At 68.3% G+C, this 16,037-nt stretch carries 16 protein-coding genes; 11 read left to right on the top strand and 5 right to left on the bottom strand.

Annotated features, from left to right (window positions below; genetic code table 11):
- Positions 1–37: 37 nt before the first annotated feature.
- Entirely contained in the window at positions 38–445 is a 408-nt protein-coding gene (locus ACIBJB_RS26825) for an ATP-binding protein (protein ID WP_398933831.1), read from the bottom strand.
- A gap of 235 nt (positions 446–680) precedes the next feature.
- Here ACIBJB_RS26825 and ACIBJB_RS26820 point away from each other — a divergent pair, with 235 nt between their 5' ends.
- Both ACIBJB_RS26820 and ACIBJB_RS26815 read left to right on the top strand, forming a co-directional pair.
- Positions 681–1,517 carry a helix-turn-helix domain-containing protein gene (locus ACIBJB_RS26820; protein ID WP_398933829.1) on the top strand — a complete coding sequence of 279 codons (837 nt, stop codon included), beginning with the start codon at positions 681–683 and terminating at the stop codon, positions 1,515–1,517.
- Between the two features lie 8 nt (positions 1,518–1,525).
- The gene (locus tag ACIBJB_RS26815) at positions 1,526–1,735 is read left to right on the top strand and encodes a DUF397 domain-containing protein (protein ID WP_398933827.1); all 210 of its coding nucleotides are present in this window, start codon (positions 1,526–1,528) and stop codon (positions 1,733–1,735) included.
- Between the two features lie 23 nt (positions 1,736–1,758).
- Here ACIBJB_RS26815 and mycP read toward each other — a convergent pair whose 3' ends face one another.
- From mycP to ACIBJB_RS26800, 3 genes are all read right to left on the bottom strand, one after another.
- Complete coding sequence (gene mycP / locus ACIBJB_RS26810) at positions 1,759–3,081, bottom strand: type VII secretion-associated serine protease mycosin (RefSeq protein ID WP_398933825.1); 1,323 nt, start codon at positions 3,079–3,081, stop codon at positions 1,759–1,761.
- Between the two features lie 84 nt (positions 3,082–3,165).
- A complete protein-coding gene (locus tag ACIBJB_RS26805) occupies positions 3,166–4,566 on the bottom strand; it encodes a hypothetical protein (RefSeq protein ID WP_398933823.1) in 1,401 nt (466 codons plus the stop codon).
- 54 nt (positions 4,567–4,620) lie between these two features.
- Positions 4,621–4,941, bottom strand: coding sequence for a hypothetical protein (locus ACIBJB_RS26800; protein ID WP_057609968.1), 321 nt, complete (start codon positions 4,939–4,941; stop codon positions 4,621–4,623).
- 390 nt (positions 4,942–5,331) lie between these two features.
- Here ACIBJB_RS26800 and ACIBJB_RS26795 point away from each other — a divergent pair, with 390 nt between their 5' ends.
- Positions 5,332–6,357 carry an alpha/beta hydrolase gene (locus ACIBJB_RS26795; protein WP_398933820.1) on the top strand — a complete coding sequence of 342 codons (1,026 nt, stop codon included), beginning with the start codon at positions 5,332–5,334 and terminating at the stop codon, positions 6,355–6,357.
- A gap of 78 nt (positions 6,358–6,435) precedes the next feature.
- Here the strand turns inward: ACIBJB_RS26795 and ACIBJB_RS26790 are convergent, their stop codons facing one another.
- Positions 6,436–6,798, bottom strand: coding sequence for a DUF192 domain-containing protein (locus ACIBJB_RS26790; RefSeq protein ID WP_398933818.1), 363 nt, complete (start codon positions 6,796–6,798; stop codon positions 6,436–6,438).
- A 96-nt stretch (positions 6,799–6,894) separates the two neighbouring features.
- Here ACIBJB_RS26790 and ACIBJB_RS26785 point away from each other — a divergent pair, with 96 nt between their 5' ends.
- The 8 genes from ACIBJB_RS26785 to ACIBJB_RS26750 all read left to right on the top strand — a co-directional run bounded on the left by ACIBJB_RS26785 (position 6,895) and on the right by ACIBJB_RS26750 (position 16,022).
- Positions 6,895–7,458: a dihydrofolate reductase family protein gene (locus tag ACIBJB_RS26785; protein ID WP_398933816.1), complete on the top strand. Its 564-nt coding sequence runs from the start codon at positions 6,895–6,897 to the stop codon at positions 7,456–7,458.
- A 40-nt stretch (positions 7,459–7,498) separates the two neighbouring features.
- A complete protein-coding gene (locus ACIBJB_RS26780) occupies positions 7,499–8,371 on the top strand; it encodes an LLM class flavin-dependent oxidoreductase (RefSeq protein ID WP_398933814.1) in 873 nt (290 codons plus the stop codon).
- A 181-nt stretch (positions 8,372–8,552) separates the two neighbouring features.
- Positions 8,553–9,341, top strand: a complete 789-nt coding sequence (locus ACIBJB_RS26775) for a methyltransferase domain-containing protein (RefSeq protein ID WP_398933812.1) — start codon at positions 8,553–8,555, stop codon at positions 9,339–9,341.
- Positions 9,342–10,045: 704 nt separating this feature from the next.
- Positions 10,046–10,819, top strand: coding sequence for an isoprenyl transferase (locus ACIBJB_RS26770; RefSeq protein ID WP_306976893.1), 774 nt, complete (start codon positions 10,046–10,048; stop codon positions 10,817–10,819).
- A 341-nt stretch (positions 10,820–11,160) separates the two neighbouring features.
- Positions 11,161–12,486, top strand: coding sequence for a PhoH family protein (locus tag ACIBJB_RS26765; RefSeq protein WP_398933809.1), 1,326 nt, complete (start codon positions 11,161–11,163; stop codon positions 12,484–12,486).
- A gap of 409 nt (positions 12,487–12,895) precedes the next feature.
- Complete coding sequence (locus tag ACIBJB_RS26760; protein ID WP_398933807.1) at positions 12,896–13,579, top strand: transglycosylase SLT domain-containing protein; 684 nt, start codon at positions 12,896–12,898, stop codon at positions 13,577–13,579.
- 126 nt (positions 13,580–13,705) lie between these two features.
- Positions 13,706–15,049: an AI-2E family transporter gene (locus ACIBJB_RS26755; protein ID WP_398933805.1), complete on the top strand. Its 1,344-nt coding sequence runs from the start codon at positions 13,706–13,708 to the stop codon at positions 15,047–15,049.
- Between the two features lie 154 nt (positions 15,050–15,203).
- Positions 15,204–16,022 carry a MarR family transcriptional regulator gene (locus ACIBJB_RS26750; protein WP_398933803.1) on the top strand — a complete coding sequence of 273 codons (819 nt, stop codon included), beginning with the start codon at positions 15,204–15,206 and terminating at the stop codon, positions 16,020–16,022.
- Positions 16,023–16,037: the final 15 nt, after the last annotated feature.

Below are 16,037 nucleotides of genomic sequence, written 5' to 3'. Positions count from 1 at the left end.
CACCGACGGGCTCCGCGCCCGAGTCCCGCACGGACCGCTACGTTGTGCCGAGTTCACACCACACGAGTTTGCCTCGGTTGCCGTGTCTGGACAGTGGCTGCCATCCCCACAGGTCAGCGCAAGCCCGTACCAGCACCAGCCCTCGCCCTTCCTCTGCTTCCTCGGAGAAGTTCAAATCGCCCGGCGGCTCAGGCGGTTCAGGGTCGGCATCCCAAGCGCCGATCCTGAGGACGCCCGTCGACCAGGTGATCCGGAGGGCAGCCGGCCCCTTCGTATGGCGTACGGCGTTGGAGACCAACTCCGCTGCGAGCAGCTCAGCGGTGTCGACCAGACGGATCAGGCCGTGCATCGTCAGGATCAAGCGGAGGGTGCGGCGGCTGATGGTGACGGCTCTGGGGTCGTTCGGGATGTACAGCGTGTACTCCCAAGAGGCGTTTGCGGGCATGCGGCAACTCCGCTTTCGTGCGGGAGGGCGGGAGAGTTGCGGAATGTTCCGGCGGTGGCATTGCCGCAGCCGTCGTGGCAGGACGGAGCGGTGCGCTTCCGGGGACCCGGTGATTCCGCAGAGTGTGCGTCGCGTCACTGAAAGTAGACCTAAGATGTCATCCGCGACAAGGTGATTGCGTGATCCGGACCCGAACGGGTTTGTACAGCAGGTGCGTCGAATCGAGGAGCGAGCAATGGTCCTGAGGCGTGAACCCACCGCACGTCACCTGCGCCTGGCGGCCGAGCTGCGCAGGCTCCGTGAAGCCGCAGGGCTCTCCGCCACTGAAGCTGCGGCGCTGCTAGGAGTAAACAGAGTCCAGATGAGCCACATCGAGTCGGGGCTCACGGGTGTGAGTGAGCAACGACTGCGCCGACTGGCATCTCACTACGCCTGTACGGACGGGGACTTCGTCAACGGCCTGGTCGCGATGGCCGTCGACCGGACTCGCGGCTGGTGGGAAGAGTACCGAGGTCTGCTCCCCTCGTCTTTCCTGGACATCGCCGAGCTGGAGCATCACGCCACCTATCGGCGCGACGTCGAGTTCCTTTTCATCCCGGGCCTGCTCCAGACGCCTGACTACGCCCGTGCCGCTTTCTCCTCCAGGGTTCCTGAGCTCCCCCGGACGGAACTGGAACTGCGCGTACAGCACCGATTGGAACGGCAGCGGCTCACCGTGCCCTACGAAGCAGTTGTCCACGAGGCGGCACTGCGTATCAGGCTGGGTGACCGTGCTGCCTCGCGCAACCAGCTCGCCCACGTGTTGGAGCGCTCCGAAGCCGATCACATTACTGTGCGGGTGATCCCGTTCGACCTGGACGGCTTCGGCGGGACGTGGTCCACCGTGATGCTGGTCGGCGGAACTGTCCCCAGACTTGATACCGCCGTTCGCGATGCGCCGCACGGTACCGCGTTGGTTGATTCCGAAGCCCAACTCCGCGTCTTTCGAACGCTTTTCCGTAGAATGAAGGCTGCGTCACTCGACCCCGAACGGTCCCGTGACTTCATCCACAGACTTGTCAAGGAACTGTGAGGCACCGCATGGCACCCTCAGGAAAATGGCGTAAGTCGTCTTACTCCGGCGGCGGCGATGGCAACAACTGCGTGGAGATATCGAACTTGCCGACGATTGTTGCCATCCGAGATTCAAAGGACCCGGCCAGGGCAACGATCACTGTCCCGGTTGGTGCTTTCGCTCCCTTTGTCGGAGCTTTGAAGGCTCGCGCTACCAGTGACTTCGCGCCCTTCTGAGTTCGATCGCCCTCCGCTGACGGCTACCCCTGGGGCGGCCACTGGCCCTGAGGCGGGGTGTGCTGTTGCTGGTACGGATTGGGCTGCTGCGGTGAGACCGGCTGCTGGTACGGGTTCTGCTGCGGGTAGGGCTGCTGGCCGTACTGGGGGTAGGCGACGGGAGCGCTGGGACTGGTGGGTCCGTCGTTGCTGTTCCTGCTGCGCCTGGATCGCTTCACGATCAGGAGCGTGACCAGGCCGATGACGGCAAGTCCCACGACACCGATGACGACCCAGATGATCACGGCTTTCTGGTTCGTCTTCTCCTGCTCGTCGTCGGAAGCGCTGAGCCCGGGAGCGGCGGACTTTTCCTTCAGGGACTCCGGGACGGTCAAGGGGCCGTACTTCGAGCCGGCTGGGATGTTGTCCTTGAGAGCGGCGAGGGGCTGGATGATGCCGTAGCCGTAGCTCTTGTCAGGGAGGGGCAGGCCCTTCTCGGCGTCGGGCAGGGCTGCTGTCTTTACGAGGCGGTTGGCGATCTGCCCTGCCGTCAGGTCGGGGAACTTCGATCGGAGGAGGGCGGCTGCTGCTGAGGTGTAGGCGGTCGCATCCGACGTGCCGTCGCCTGCGTGATATCCATTGCCAGCGCCGTTGGCGGAGACGATGTTGGTTCCGGGAGCTGTCAATGAGACATGAGGGCCCGAGTTGGATTTCTCCCAGACCTTCCCGTTGTTCGCCACGGCACCCACACCCAGCGCGCCCGGTGAAGCTGCCGGATAGCATTTAGACGAGTTGCCGTCATTTCCTGCGCCGCCCACGACTAGGACATCGTGACTCAACGCGTAGGCTACAGCGTCTGAAGTCTTGTCCAACTGGCTCTGATCTGTGGAAGAAAAGCATTGCGACACGTTGATCACAGATGCGCCATGGTCGACGGCGTATCGAATGGCAACGTCCGTTCCCGGTCCGTCAGTGCCGTACTCCCGGATCGGTAGAATCTTCGCCTCGGGCGCCAGGCCGATCACGCCATCATGCGTGCCGTGTCCATGTCCGGCGATGATGGATGCCATTGCTGTTCCGTGATTATCGCCTGAATCTGGGGTCGCGCTACCCCCGTCCATGAAGTCCTTGCCTTCAAGGACATTTCCTTGAAGGTCGACGTGACTGGCGTTCACTCCGTCGTCGATAACGGCAACTGTGACGCCCTGTCCCTTGGAGAACTTCCACACGGATTCGGCATTGAGCGCCTTCAATGCCCATTGGTCATCTCTGACCTGGTCTGCCGCTGACAGTGGTGCCGCGGCGAAGAGCAGCGCGCCGGTCAGCATGCCGCAGCCCGCGGCGCGAAGTGCCCGGGTGAACCTCATCCGTGTGTCCTCTCTAAGGTTGGTGAGGGAATGAGAGTGAGGAATGCATCCCCCGCACCTCCCGTCTACTACGGCACGTCGCGCTTACCCCTCGATGACCCGAGGTGCCACGTTACGCTGCGGGGTCCAGGTCTCCTCATCTTCGACCAGATAGTCGGGACGCTCCCGCTCGCGCTGCTCTTCGTCCGTTGGGCGACCGTTGCGGCCATTTGGTGCACCCGCGATTCCACCCTTGCGGACAGCGCTGGCTCCTCGACCCGCGGCACCGCGGCTGTTGTGCAGGCCCGAGCCGCCAGCGGTCCCTCTGCCTGTCCCTGCACCCGCACCCGCACCCGCACCCGCCTTGGGCGTCCCACCGCTGATGCCACCCGAGTGGCGAGCTGAGCCTCCTGGGCGGGCGCTCCCGGCTGCACCCGCACCAGATCCAGCCCGGCCGGCCATACCGCCCCCTCCGGGCCGGCCGACCATCGCTCCGCGCGCAGCGCCAGCCGCGCCACCGACGATGCCAGCCCCACCACCGACGATGCCAGCGCCACCCCCGACGCTGCCGCCAGCGGATCCACCACCGACGGAGCCCCCGACACTGACCGTCGGCGCACCAGTGGTGCCACCGGAGATGCCGTCAATCGCCGTGCCTACATTCCGTACCGGCGCCGTCGACTGATGCGCTCCACCGGTGATGTCCGAAGGCGGAGTCACCGACTTCGACCGGCTGATAGTGCCAGTCTGGGCGTGCCCGGCGGTATCTACAGTCGCTTTCTGCGGGCTTCGAGGCGAAGTGGCCGACGGAGTGGCTACCGGCGTGGGTGTAATGCCGCCGGGGTCCCCGGGGTAGTCCTTCTCGCTCTCGATCGGCGGCTTCCTATTCCAAGACCCCATAGCTTTCGCCTGCGAATTGTAGGACGCCCCCAACGTCTCCATCTTCGCCGCCATCGCCAGCTGCGCCTCCCGCCCCGCCGACAGGTCGTCGTGGTTGCGGTCGGCCACCTCCTGCGCACCCATCCCGGCGGCGACGTCCTTCTTCATGCCGCTGTCGTCGCCGGTGAATCCGTCGCCTGCGGAATTGAGAAGGCTGGAAACCCTCCCCGGCTTCTTCATCGCCAGGACGTCATCCTTGACCTTGCCCAGTGTGTAGGCGGCATTCGCCATGGCGAGCGACGTGTGCCCGGCGTACTTGGCCGTGTCGCCAATGCTCTTGCTGACCTGCGTGGCCTTCGCGGCGAATCCATCGGCGGCGGCGCCCTTCCAGTGTTCCTGGATGCGGGCGACCTCTTTCTCGAAGTCGCGCTGGATCGTGGCCAGCTGAGCTTGTACGCCCTTCCAGCCCGTGACGACGTCTTCCACGAGGTCAGGTCTGGCATGGCGGACCATGGCCTTCATCTCGTCCATGTTCTTGCCGCCCGCGAAGGGGGTCGTGTGCTTCTCGTTGAAGCACCTGTTCATCTCGACGTAGTCGTAGTCGATGTACTTGTCGTTCTCAGCCATGCCCCTGTGCCCCCTGGTCCCTGATCGCCTCAGCCGCCTCCGCGTTCACGGTCGCTACTGCCCCGCGTTCGGGAAGCTCGCCTGCGCCGCGTAGTCCGAGTCCTGGTACGCCCCGTGCGTGTACTTCGTCTTGCGCCCGAACTCGTCCATGACCGTGTTGAGGTACTTCACGACGTCCTCGATGTACGTCTTCATCTCGTTGTGAGCGTTGGCGAGCTTGTGCGCCTCGTCGAATCCGGTTCCGAGGGCGCCTTCCGGGAGGTACGTGTTGGTCGCCGTGTCGGTGTTCGCCTTGCCGAGATCGCTCAGTACTTGGTTCAACGCGGTGACGGTCTTCTCGAGTTCGTCGAGATCGACGCTCACTTCTTCGGCCATGCCCAGCTCCCCGTTTTACTTCGCTGCGTCACTCGCGGTCGGTCGTGCGTGTCGTGCTCGCGTCACGCACGCTGGCGGACGTACCCGCTCCGACCAGCCCTGACCTGCCCCAACTCTACCGGCGACCACAGACAGAACGAACATCACAACGTTCCGTCACGAGATCACGATGAACTCAACTCACCCTGCGCACAAGCAAGATTCACGGCGGCACGCGCACCACCGGCACCCTCGGCAAGGGCCACTGCACGAGTCCGGATCCAACAGCGAGGGGACCTCGCCTGGATGCTGTACGGCTACTCGAACGGGCCGTAGGTGTCGGCAAGTACACCCTCGACCGGGTGTGCAGGGCCATCGTGTGACACCGAGGGGATTCCTAGCCTCATCGGTATGACTGACGACAAGAACCCTCATCCCGAAGGAACTTCGCGGCGCCGCGCCTTAGGGGGCCTCGCCGGTGTGGCGGGTGCCGCCGCACTCGCCACAGGTACAGGTACAGGTGCGGGCACCGCCCACGCCGCCGCCGGCACGCCTCACCCGACTCGCGTACGGACGTACGTCCTCGTCCACGGCACCCACAGCGCCGCCGCGTTCTGGACGGCGATCGGCAGGGAGCTCGCGCTGCGCGGGCACCGGGTCGTCGCCGTGGACCAACCCCTGCACGGCACCGCGAAGTTCATCCCGAAGGCGTACCAGACACAGGACCTGCGCGCCCTCGCGACCGAGCCCTCGCCGGTCGCTGCCCTCACCCTCGACGACTTCGAGCGGCGCGTCACCGGCGCGGTCCGCCGGGCGGCAGGACTCGGCGGCCCCGTGATCCTGGTCGGCCACAGCATGGGCGGTGCCTCGGTGAGCCGGGTTGCCGACGCCGTACCCGAACTCCTCGACCACATCTGCTACATGGCCGCCTTCTGCCCGAGCCGCACCATGCCCTCCCTGGACGCCTGCGCGGCCTCCCCGGAGGGGCAGCACGCCATCAGCCCGGTGGACCACATGATCGGCGACCCGGACAAGCTGGGCGTACTGCGCCTCAACTGGCGTACGGCCGATCGCCGTGCCCTCGCCACCTTCAAGGAGATGATCTGCGCGGACTACTCGGACGCGGAGTTCCTGCGCGTACTGGAAGGCATGCAGACGGACGAGTCGACGACTGCGTACGGCAACCGGGCGGTCGGCCGGGCGGCCACCTGGGGCCGGGTCCCGCGCACCTATCTCCGCTTCGGCAAGGACAGGACCGTGGCCACGCAACTCCAGGACCGCATGATCGCGGAGGCCGACGCCCTCACCCCGCACAACCGCTTCACGGTCCACGACTTCCCGACCGCGAGCCATCTCGGCCCGGCGGACCCGTCCCCCGTCGTCAACGTCCTGAACCGTCTCGGCACTAGCGTCGGCCGGAATCCGCGGACTCTCTGACGGAATCTTCTACAGAGCTTCTGACGGAATCTCCTACGGAGCTGATGGCGGCGGTGAATCAAGCACCTCTACGCGCCACTACTCCACGACAACCACCACCCGCACCCCCACCCGTACCCCCCACCCCTCCATCGCCCCGGCCTCCGCCTCCAGCACATGCCGGGAACGCAGCCGCGGCAGCCCCAGTCGTCCGGGCTTCATCGTGCGTACGGCGATGACGCGGAGCCGGCGGTCGAGGTAGGCGACGTCGATGGGGAAGCGCATCCGGAAGGTGTGCACGCTGCCCGCGGGGGAGAGGAGCAGGGCCCCGTCGACGGAGTCCCGTCCCAGCAGTCCCGTCGTCCGGGCGCGGTAGGAGGAGGCGATCTCCAGTGGCACCGCGAGCTCCTCCCGCGCCCCGTGCACGATCAGCTTCCCGCGGCCGTCCTGCCAACGCCCCATCCCGGAGCCACCTCCAAGCCGTGGAGTTCCCACGCGGTCCGTGCCGGTCCCAGTACCGTGGGAGATCCTCTCTCTTCTGCCCAGGTCAGGTGTCCGATGCGCAAAATCGTCCTGATGATGTCCGTGTCCCTCGACGGCTACATCGAGGGTCCCGACCGGGACATCAGCTGGCACCGTGTCGACGACGAACTGCACAGGCACATGAACGCCACGGTCGGAAGCATGGGCGGACTCCTCCACGGCCGGGTCGTCTACGAGCTCATGGCCGACTACTGGCCCACGGCCGACGCCGACCCCGACGCCCCCACGCCCGTCAGGGAGTTCGCCCCGATCTGGCGGGACCTCCCCAAGGTCGTCTACTCCCGGACCCTCACGAACGTCGGCTGGAACTCCACCCTCGTCCGTGAGGTCGTACCGGAAGAGGTCCTGGCACTGAAGGAGCAGCCGGGCGGTGATCTCGCGCTGGGCGGGGCCGACTTGGGGGAGACCTTTCTGCGGTACGGCCTCGTCGACGAGCTGCGGATCTACGTCCACCCCGTTCTCGTCGGCCGGGGCAAGCCCCTGTTCCCGCACACCGACACGTTGACCTCCCTCCGGCTCGTCGAGTCGCACACATTCGGCAACGGCGTCGTGCTGCTGCGGTACGAGCCGACGCCGTAAAGGAGTTGTCCCCTCCCTCCGCCGCGGGTAGGAAGGCGGCATGACCGAACTCGGCGCGGTGTTCCGTCCCCAACTCCCTCCCGAGCGGCTGCGGGCCCTCGCCCGGCTCGCCGACGAGACGGGACTCGATGAGCTCTGGCTGTGGGAGGACTGCTTCCGGCAGGGCGGGATCTCCACCGCCGCGGCCGCCCTCGCGTGGACCGAGCGGGTGCGGATCGGCGTCGGCCTGCTCCCGGTGCCCCTGCGGAACGTCGCCATCACGGCGATGGAGGCGGCCACCCTGCACCGGATGTTCCCGGGGCGGGCGATCCTCGGTGTCGGCCATGGTGTGCAGGACTGGATGGGGCAGGTGGGAGCGCGGGCGGAGTCGCCGCTCACCCTGCTGCGCGAGCACCTCGTCGCGCTGCGAGCCCTGTTGGGAGGCGAGCGCGTCAGCACCCGGGGGCGGTACGTCTCGCTGGACGACGTCGCCCTCGACTGGCCGCCCGATGGTCCCGTCGAGGTGCTCACCGGGGCCACCGGCCCGCGCACCCTCCGCCTCGCGGGCGAGGCCGCCGACGGCACGGTGCTCACCGCCAACACCCCGCCCGAGGGTGTCCGCCGGGCCCGTCTGCTCATCGACGAGGGGCGCCAGAAGGCGGGGCGGACGGACCGGCACCGGGTCGTGGTCTACCTCCTCACCGCCACCGGGCCCGACGCGGCCGCCCGGCTGCGCGCCGAACTCGCCGACGAGGGCGCAGCGGACGTCCCCGACCTCGGCGTCGCCGGGGACGCGGGGGCCGTCGCAAAGGCCGTCCAGCGGCTCGCCGGCGCCGGCGCCGACACGGTCGTCCTGCAGCCGACGGCCGACGAACCCGACCCGGAGGGCTTCGTTCGGTTCGCCGCGGAGGACGTCCGGCCCTTGGTGGCCTGACCGGCTGGGCGAAGAGTCCCTGGTGGCCTGACCGGCTGGGCGAAGAGTCCCTGGTGGCCTGACCGGCTGGGCGAAGAGTCCCTGGTGCCCTGACCCGCTGGGCGAAAAGCCCAGGGTGGTCTGACCCGCTGGGTGAAAAAGGAGCGGCGCCCGCCCGGGGCATCCTGCGACGATCACTCCCATGACCTCCCACCGCACCCGCACGTTCGAGGACCTCGTCGCCGAGGGCGCCGCCGTGCCCACCGAGGGCTGGGACTTCTCGTGGTTCGAGGGCCGGGCCACCGAGGCGCGGCCCTCGTGGGGGTTCGCCCGCTCCCTCGGTGACCGCCTGGCCGGTGCCACCGCCTCGCTCGACATCCAGACCGGCGGCGGCGAGGTCCTGGACTTCGCCCTCGGCCAGGTGGTCAGGACGCCCCTGCTCGCCGCGGCCACCGAGGGCTGGCCGCCGAACGTCACCAAGGCCACCGCCCTGCTGCGGCCGCGCGGCATCGTGGTCGTCGCCGCACCGGAGGACGCGCCGCTGCCCTTCGCCGACGACACCTTCGACCTGGTCAGCAGCCGGCACCCGGTCAACCCCCAGTGGGCGGAGATCGCGCGCGTACTGCAGCCCGGCGGCACGTACTTCGCCCAGCACGTCGGCCCGCGCAGCGTCTTCGAACTCGTCGAGTACTTTCTCGGCCCGCAGCCGGAGGCGCAGAGCTCGGACCGCCACCCCGACCGCGAGCGCGCCGCCGCCGAGGCCGTCGGACTGGAGATCGTCGACCTGCGTGCCGAGCGGCTGCGGATCGAGTTCCACGACATCGCCGCCGTCGTCCACTTCCTGCGCAAGGTGGTGTGGATGGTCCCCGGTTTCACCGTGGCCGAGTACGAGCCCCGGCTCCGGTCCCTGCACGAGCGGATCGAGTCCGAGGGCTCCTTCGTCGCCCACAGCAGCCGCCACCTCCTGGAGGCCCGTAAGCCACGCGCCTGACGTTCACGGCTGCGGATGGCCCTGAGATAGCTGCAAATCGGACAACTGGTGCATCGTGTGTCGATCTGTCCCGCATATCCATGGTCTTCACGGGGTTTCCACATCGTTATCCCAGGCGGCTCGCATCCGGGCGATGGCTGACGTAAGTTCAAAGCGAGGCAATTCGCGCTGGCAAAGCTGCGCGGTGGCACCGCGCAGAGGAGGGGGCTGCGCGGTGCCGCGCCCACTTCCCGGCGTCAAAGAAACGTTCCGACCCGGAGTCACCCGCTTGGGCGATGCCCCACCTCCCCATGATTCCGCCGTGATTCGGCCACGAAACCCCCATGAGCAGGCCTTCGGCCGGCCACCGTGCCGTCGCCGCCCGACTCCGGAGAGTAGTTGTGGCACGCCGATGCACCCACCATCCCTCACGAAGGGTTATGGTGGAACCCCCCCCTCGGGCCGGTCCGTCTCCCCCCCACGGACCGGCCCGTTTTTTTCTCACGCGGACCAGGACGCTTCGTCCCGCCGACGTCCCGCCGCCTTCCCGCCGACCCAGGGGCCACCCACTCGAAGGGCTTCACGGCTCCGCCGCGCCGACGCCACCGGCCTCCTATAACACGCAGGAGCGCACGGGCAGATGGCCCCCGGACGCCGGGCGTCCGGCGCTCCCCGGTACGCTCTAGCCGCGGGGACCGCCATCCGTCAAAGGGGCTGACAAACACGTGAACCTGCGCGACAAGCTGCGCGGCCTGCTCGTCAGGCTCTACGCACGCCGGGTGGAAGGCCACCTGGACCACGCCCAGGTGCCGAAGCACATCGGTGTCATCGTGGACGGCAGCCGGCGCTGGGCGAAGGCCGCCGGTTCCACCCCCGTCGACGGTCACCGCGCCGGCGCGGAGAAGATCGAGGAGTTCCTCGGCTGGTGCACCGAGACGGACGTCGAGGTCGTCACCCTCTGGCTGCTGTCGACGGACAACTTCAACCGCCCGCCGGAGGAGCTCGGCCCCCTCCTCGGCATCATCGAGGACGTCGTCCGCACCCTCGCCGCCGACGGCCGCTGGCGGGTCCACCACGTCGGCACCCCCGACCTGCTGCCCTCCCCGATGCAGACGGCGCTGAAGGAGGCGGAGGAGTCCACGGCCCACGTCGACGGCATACTCGTCAACGTCGCCATCGGCTACGGCGGCCGCCAGGAGATCGCCGACGCCGTACGGTCGATGCTGCTGGACGCGCACGACAAGGGCACCTCGATGGAGGAGCTCGCCGAGGCCGTCGACATCGACATGATCGGCCGCCATCTCTACACCGGCGACCAGCCCGACCCCGACCTCGTGATCCGTACCAGCGGCGAGCAGCGGCTGTCCGGATTCATGCTGTGGCAGACCGCCCACTCGGAGTACTACTTCTGCGAGGTCTTCTGGCCGGCCTTCCGCAAGGTCGACTTCCTGCGCGCGCTGCGCGACTACGCGGCACGCCACCGCCGCTACGGCGGCTGACCAACCCCTCCGGGTACCCCGTTCGGGGCGGAAGTGTCGCGTTTTCAGGGGGATACCCCAAGATCCCCAGGAGTTCACCGGGGCGTCGTCACATGAGTCGGCATGGCAGCGCGTGTTCGAGGGCATAAGCCAGTCAGGTCGATGCCCGAACCACGGGTGTCGGATCTCAGCGGACGGCACGGGGCCGTCCGCCCGGGAGGCCCCTTGCACCAGCTCGACCGTGCGGTCACAGCACGGAAGAAGCAGTGGAGGGCCGGTCCCCGGTCCGTGCAAACGGGCCGACGACCGGTCCAGCTCCACTCCGTCGCTCCCCGACCTCATCCGAGGGGGTACGTCCTTCCGTGGTGACCAGCACAAAGCGCCGCATGCCTGACCGGCGCACCTATGTTCTCGACACCAGCGTCCTGCTGGCCGATCCACACGCCCTGAACCGCTTCGACGAGCACGAGGTCGTGCTCCCCATCGTCGTGGTCACGGAGCTGGAGGCCAAGAGGCACCATCCCGAACTCGGCTACTTCGCCCGGCAGGCCCTGCGGCTGCTCGACGAGTTCCGGGTCCGGTTCGGCCGACTCGACGCCCCCATCCCGATCGGGGATCTCGGCGGGACCGTCCGTGTCGAGCTCAACCACTCGGACCCCAGCGTGCTGCCGTCCGGATACCGCCTTGGTGACAACGACTCCCGCATCCTCGCGGTCGCCCGCAATCTGCAGGCCGAGGGGTTCGACGTCACCGTCGTGTCGAAGGACCTCCCGCTCAGGATCAAGGCGTCCTCGGTCGGACTCCTCGCCGAGGAGTACCGCGCCGAGCTCGCCATCACGGAGAACTCCGGCTGGACCGGAATGTCCGAGCTGACCCTGCCGGGCGAACAGGTGGACATCCTCTTCGAGGAGGGGCACGTCTACGTTCCCGAGGCCGCCGACATCCCCGTGCACACCGGGCTGACGATCCACTCGGAGCGCGGCAAGGCCCTCGGCCGGGTCTCGCCCGAGGGCAACGTCCGTCTGGTGCGCGGCGACCGGGAGGCGTTCGGCATCAAGGGGAGGAGTGCGGAGCAGCGCATCGCGCTGGACATCCTCCTCGACCCGGACATCGGGATCGTGTCCATGGGCGGCCGGGCCGGCACCGGCAAGTCGGCGCTCGCGCTGTGCGCGGGTCTGGAGGCGGTCCTGGAGCGCCGCCAGCACAAGAAGGTCATGGTCTTCCGTCCGCTCTACGCGGTCGGCGGGCAGGAACTGGGCTATCTGCCGGGCTCCGAGTCCGAGAAGATGAGCCCCTGGGCGCAGGCGGTCTTCGACACGCTGTCCGCGGTCACCAGCCGCGAGGTCATCGAGGAGGTCACCGCGCGCGGCATGCTCGAGGTGCTGCCGCTCACCCACATCCGCGGCCGCTCGCTCCACGACGCGTTCGTGATCGTGGACGAGGCGCAGTCCCTGGAACGGAATGTACTTCTCACCGTTCTGTCCCGAATCGGCGCGAATTCACGGGTCGTTCTGACCCATGACGTGGCCCAGCGGGACAATCTGAGGGTCGGTCGCTACGACGGTGTGGTCGCCGTGGTGGAGAAGCTGAAGGGGCACCCCCTCTTCGCCCACGTCACGCTGACGAGGTCCGAGAGGTCCCAGATCGCGGCCCTTGTGACCGAAATGCTCGAAGACGGTCACATCTAGGACAACCAGGGGGAAAAGCGGGGCCAGTTGGCGCCGTCCGGAAAGGCCAAGAGCCTAGCCGGGCGGCGCCTTCGCGTGGTGCTGTTTCTCGAAATCCCAGGGCCCAAACGGGATGTGAGCTTTCACACGCAACTCAGAATTGCCACCCGGCGTCCGGTTGCGGCAGAGTCTCAGTCCTGTCAGGCCCCGCATACGACACATCTGTACCCCCAGCGGTACGGCACCACAGCAACACCACCAACTCCACAGCGTCGTCGTATGCCGCCCGCGCACCATGCGGCGCTCCCCGCGAGGGAGTTGCCCACCGGGCCCGTGCCTCCCGTGACCCCGTTAGTTGGGAGGCCAGTGTCTAGGGGCACGATTGCGTCCGCCAGGGTCACCGAAGCGGGCGATGCTGGAAGGAAACCGTGTGAGCCCGATTTCGGTCCGGGGATTCGCAGTGGCCTCCGCCACCGCGGTCACCGCTGTCGGAAGCGTTGTCGGAGTTGCCTCCGGCAGTGTCGCGCAGCCGAACGACGCCGAGGCGACGGCAGACGGCACGACGCTCCTGGCGGACCTCCCCGCGGGTGAGCAGGCTCAGGTGCAGACCGCGTCCCTCACGCAGCAGGCCGACACCCAGGCCATCGCCGCGGACGCGAGCGCCAAGAAGGTCGCGGAGGAGTCGGCGCGCAAGGCCGCCGCCAAGTCCGCGATCGAGAAGAAGGAGGCCGCCGAGCAGGCGGCCAAGGAAGCCAAGGAACGCGCCGAGGCCAAGGAAAAGGCCAGCAGGAGTTCCTCCAGCTTCCCGGTGCAGAGCTCGTACACCGTCGCGCAGATCCAGTCGATGGCTGCCTCGATGGTGCCGAGCGGGCAGTTCCAGTGCTTCAGCAACATCGTGGACCACGAGTCCAGCTGGAACTACCGGGCCGTCAACGCCTCCTCCGGTGCCTACGGTCTCTTCCAGGCCCTGCCGGGCTCCAAGATGTCGTCGGTCGGCTCCGACTGGCAGACCAACCCGGCCACCCAGATCAAGTGGGGCCTCAACTACATGGACAGCCGATACGGCAGCCCCTGTGAGGCCTGGTCGTTCTGGCAGGCCAACCACTGGTACTGAGCGCGCCCGGCTCTCAACCTCGCGAAGCCCCTCCCCGTCCTAGGGGGAGGGGCTTCAGCCATGTACGGTCGGACCGGACGACTCCAGGGGGGAGTGGTGAGGAGAGACGGGGGAAGAGGACGGATCATGTCGCGAGTGCCAGGGTGGCTCGGTCGGGTCGGTAACCGACTGACCGATATGGGTGAGCGGTTGGACGAGCGCCGCGCGGAGGTGGCCCGCGAGGAGGCCGAGGCCGACGCGGCCGAGGCGCCTGAGCGGGGGCCGAAGAAGCCGTCGAGCGCCGCCTCCCGCGCGCCCGTCGTGCTGGTTCCCCGCCCCGATCCCGCGCAGGCCGTGCCGTGGGGCGTACGGGTCGCCGCCGAGGCCGGCTGGCGGCTCCTGGTGCTCGCGGGCACCGTCTGGGTGCTGATGCGGGTCATCAGCTCCGTACAGCTCGTCGTCTTCGCCTTCGTCGTCGCCCTGCTCATCACCGCGCTGCTCCAGCCGACGGTGGCCCGCCTCATGCGGCACGGCGTCCCGCGCGGCCCCGCCACGGCTCTCACCGCGATCCTGGGCTTCGTCGTGATCGGCCTTATGGGCTGGTTCGTGACCTGGCAGGTCATGGAGAACATCGACGACCTCTCCGACCAGATCCAGAGCGGCATCGACGACCTGCGCAACTGGCTCCTGAAGAGTCCCTTCCATGTCACCGACAAGCAGATCAACCAGATAGCGAAGAACCTGCGGGAGGCGGTCGGCGCCAACACCGACCAGATCACGTCGGCGGGCCTGGAGGGCGTCCAGGTCGTCGTGGAGGCGCTCACCGGCATCCTGCTGACCTTCTTCTCCACGCTCTTCCTGCTCTACGACGGCCGGCGCATCTGGGCGTGGACGCTGAAGCTGGTCCCCGCGGCCGCCCGGCCCGCCGTGGCCGGGGCGGGACCGCGCGCCTGGCGCACCCTGACCGCCTACGTCCGCGGCACGGTCCTCGTGGCCCTCATCGACGCCGTCTTCATCGGCATCGGCATCTACTTCCTCGACGTCCCCATGGCCGTCCCGCTGGCCGTCTTCATCTTCCTGTTCTCGTTCATCCCGCTCGTCGGCGCGGTCGCCTCCGGGGCGCTGGCGGTGCTGGTCGCGCTGGTCACGCAGGGCGTGTTCACGGCGGTGATGACCCTCGTGGTGGTCCTCGCCGTCCAGCAGATCGAGGGCCACATCCTCCAGCCGTTCATCCTCGGCCGCGCGGTGCGCGTCCATCCGCTCGCGGTCGTCCTCACGGTCGCGACGGGCGGCATGGTGGCCGGCATCGGCGGCGCGGTGGTGGCCGTACCGCTGGTGGCGGTGACGAACACGGTGGTGAGCTACCTCAAGGCGTACGCCGAGGAACAGTCGGCGTCACCCGAGATCGAGGACGAGGTCGTAGCGGATGAACAGGGCCCGGCGGAACCTCCCCCGGACACTGAAAAACCTGCCTCGGATTCGGTCAAATGAGCGCCGAACACAGTGTTTTGAGCAGCCCACGGACTCAACTTCCGTCAACTAGCGGCAGGTAGGAAACCAGCCCCCGGAATATGCGCCCGGACTGATACACATTCCCTCCTCAGCGCTACGCGTCAGGCGTATGTGCGAGGCGGCGGGGGGTGTGATGTCGGGCCACGAACACCTGGCACAGGCCCTGGCCGCGTGCGGCCGTGACGGCTACACCGGAGAGCTGCGGATCACCGGGACACCTGGTGGCACCTTCCACTTCGGGCACGGCCGGGTGGTCGCCGTGGAGTCGCCCGGCGCCCCGGGACCCGAGGCGCTGCTGCTGCGCTCCGGGCGGGTCAGCGGCGAGCAGTGGGCCGAGCTGGTGCGGGAGTCCGGCGGATCGCGCTGGCCGGCCACCGCGCTCATCGCCCACGGCTACGCGGGGGCCGCGCAGCTGCGGGTGGTGTGCGCGCTGGCCCTGCACGATGCCGCGTTCGCGATGGCCGCGGGCCGGGTGGAGGACTGCGAGCGCCGCGCCACCGCGGAGCCGTTCGCGCAGGTCCCCCTGGGTGAGCCGCCCCTGCGGCTGCTGCAGGACGCGCTCCGCAGACTCACCGCCCTCGCCGCGCTGCCGCACCCGGTGCACCCCGACCGGGAACGGCCCGTGCGCTCGGGCACGGACAACGGATCCGGGTCCCTGCGGCGCGAGTTGCTCACGCACGCCGACGGCCGCAGTACGGCCCGCGATCTCGCCTTCCGGGTCGGGCGCGGTGTCTACACCGTGTCGGTCGAGGTCGCGCGCATGCTCGAGGAGGGGCTCCTGGTGTGCGCCGGACCGGCCACGCCCATCGCGGTCCGCTCTCTTCCCGACGGCGACGAACTGCGGCCTCGCACGCCCACGACCGTGGAGCAGTCCCCGTCCCCGACCCGAACCGATCTGCCCCGCCGAAAACCCGGCAGCTTCTTCCGACTCCGGAACGGAACGCCCACATGAAAAAGCCGACCAGAT

It is taken from the genome of Streptomyces sp. NPDC050759, from assembly GCF_044456945.1.
Taxonomy (GTDB): domain Bacteria; phylum Actinomycetota; class Actinomycetes; order Streptomycetales; family Streptomycetaceae; genus Streptomyces.
Note: the sequence above shows the minus strand (reverse complement) of the source record. Positions and strands in the feature narration are given on the sequence as shown.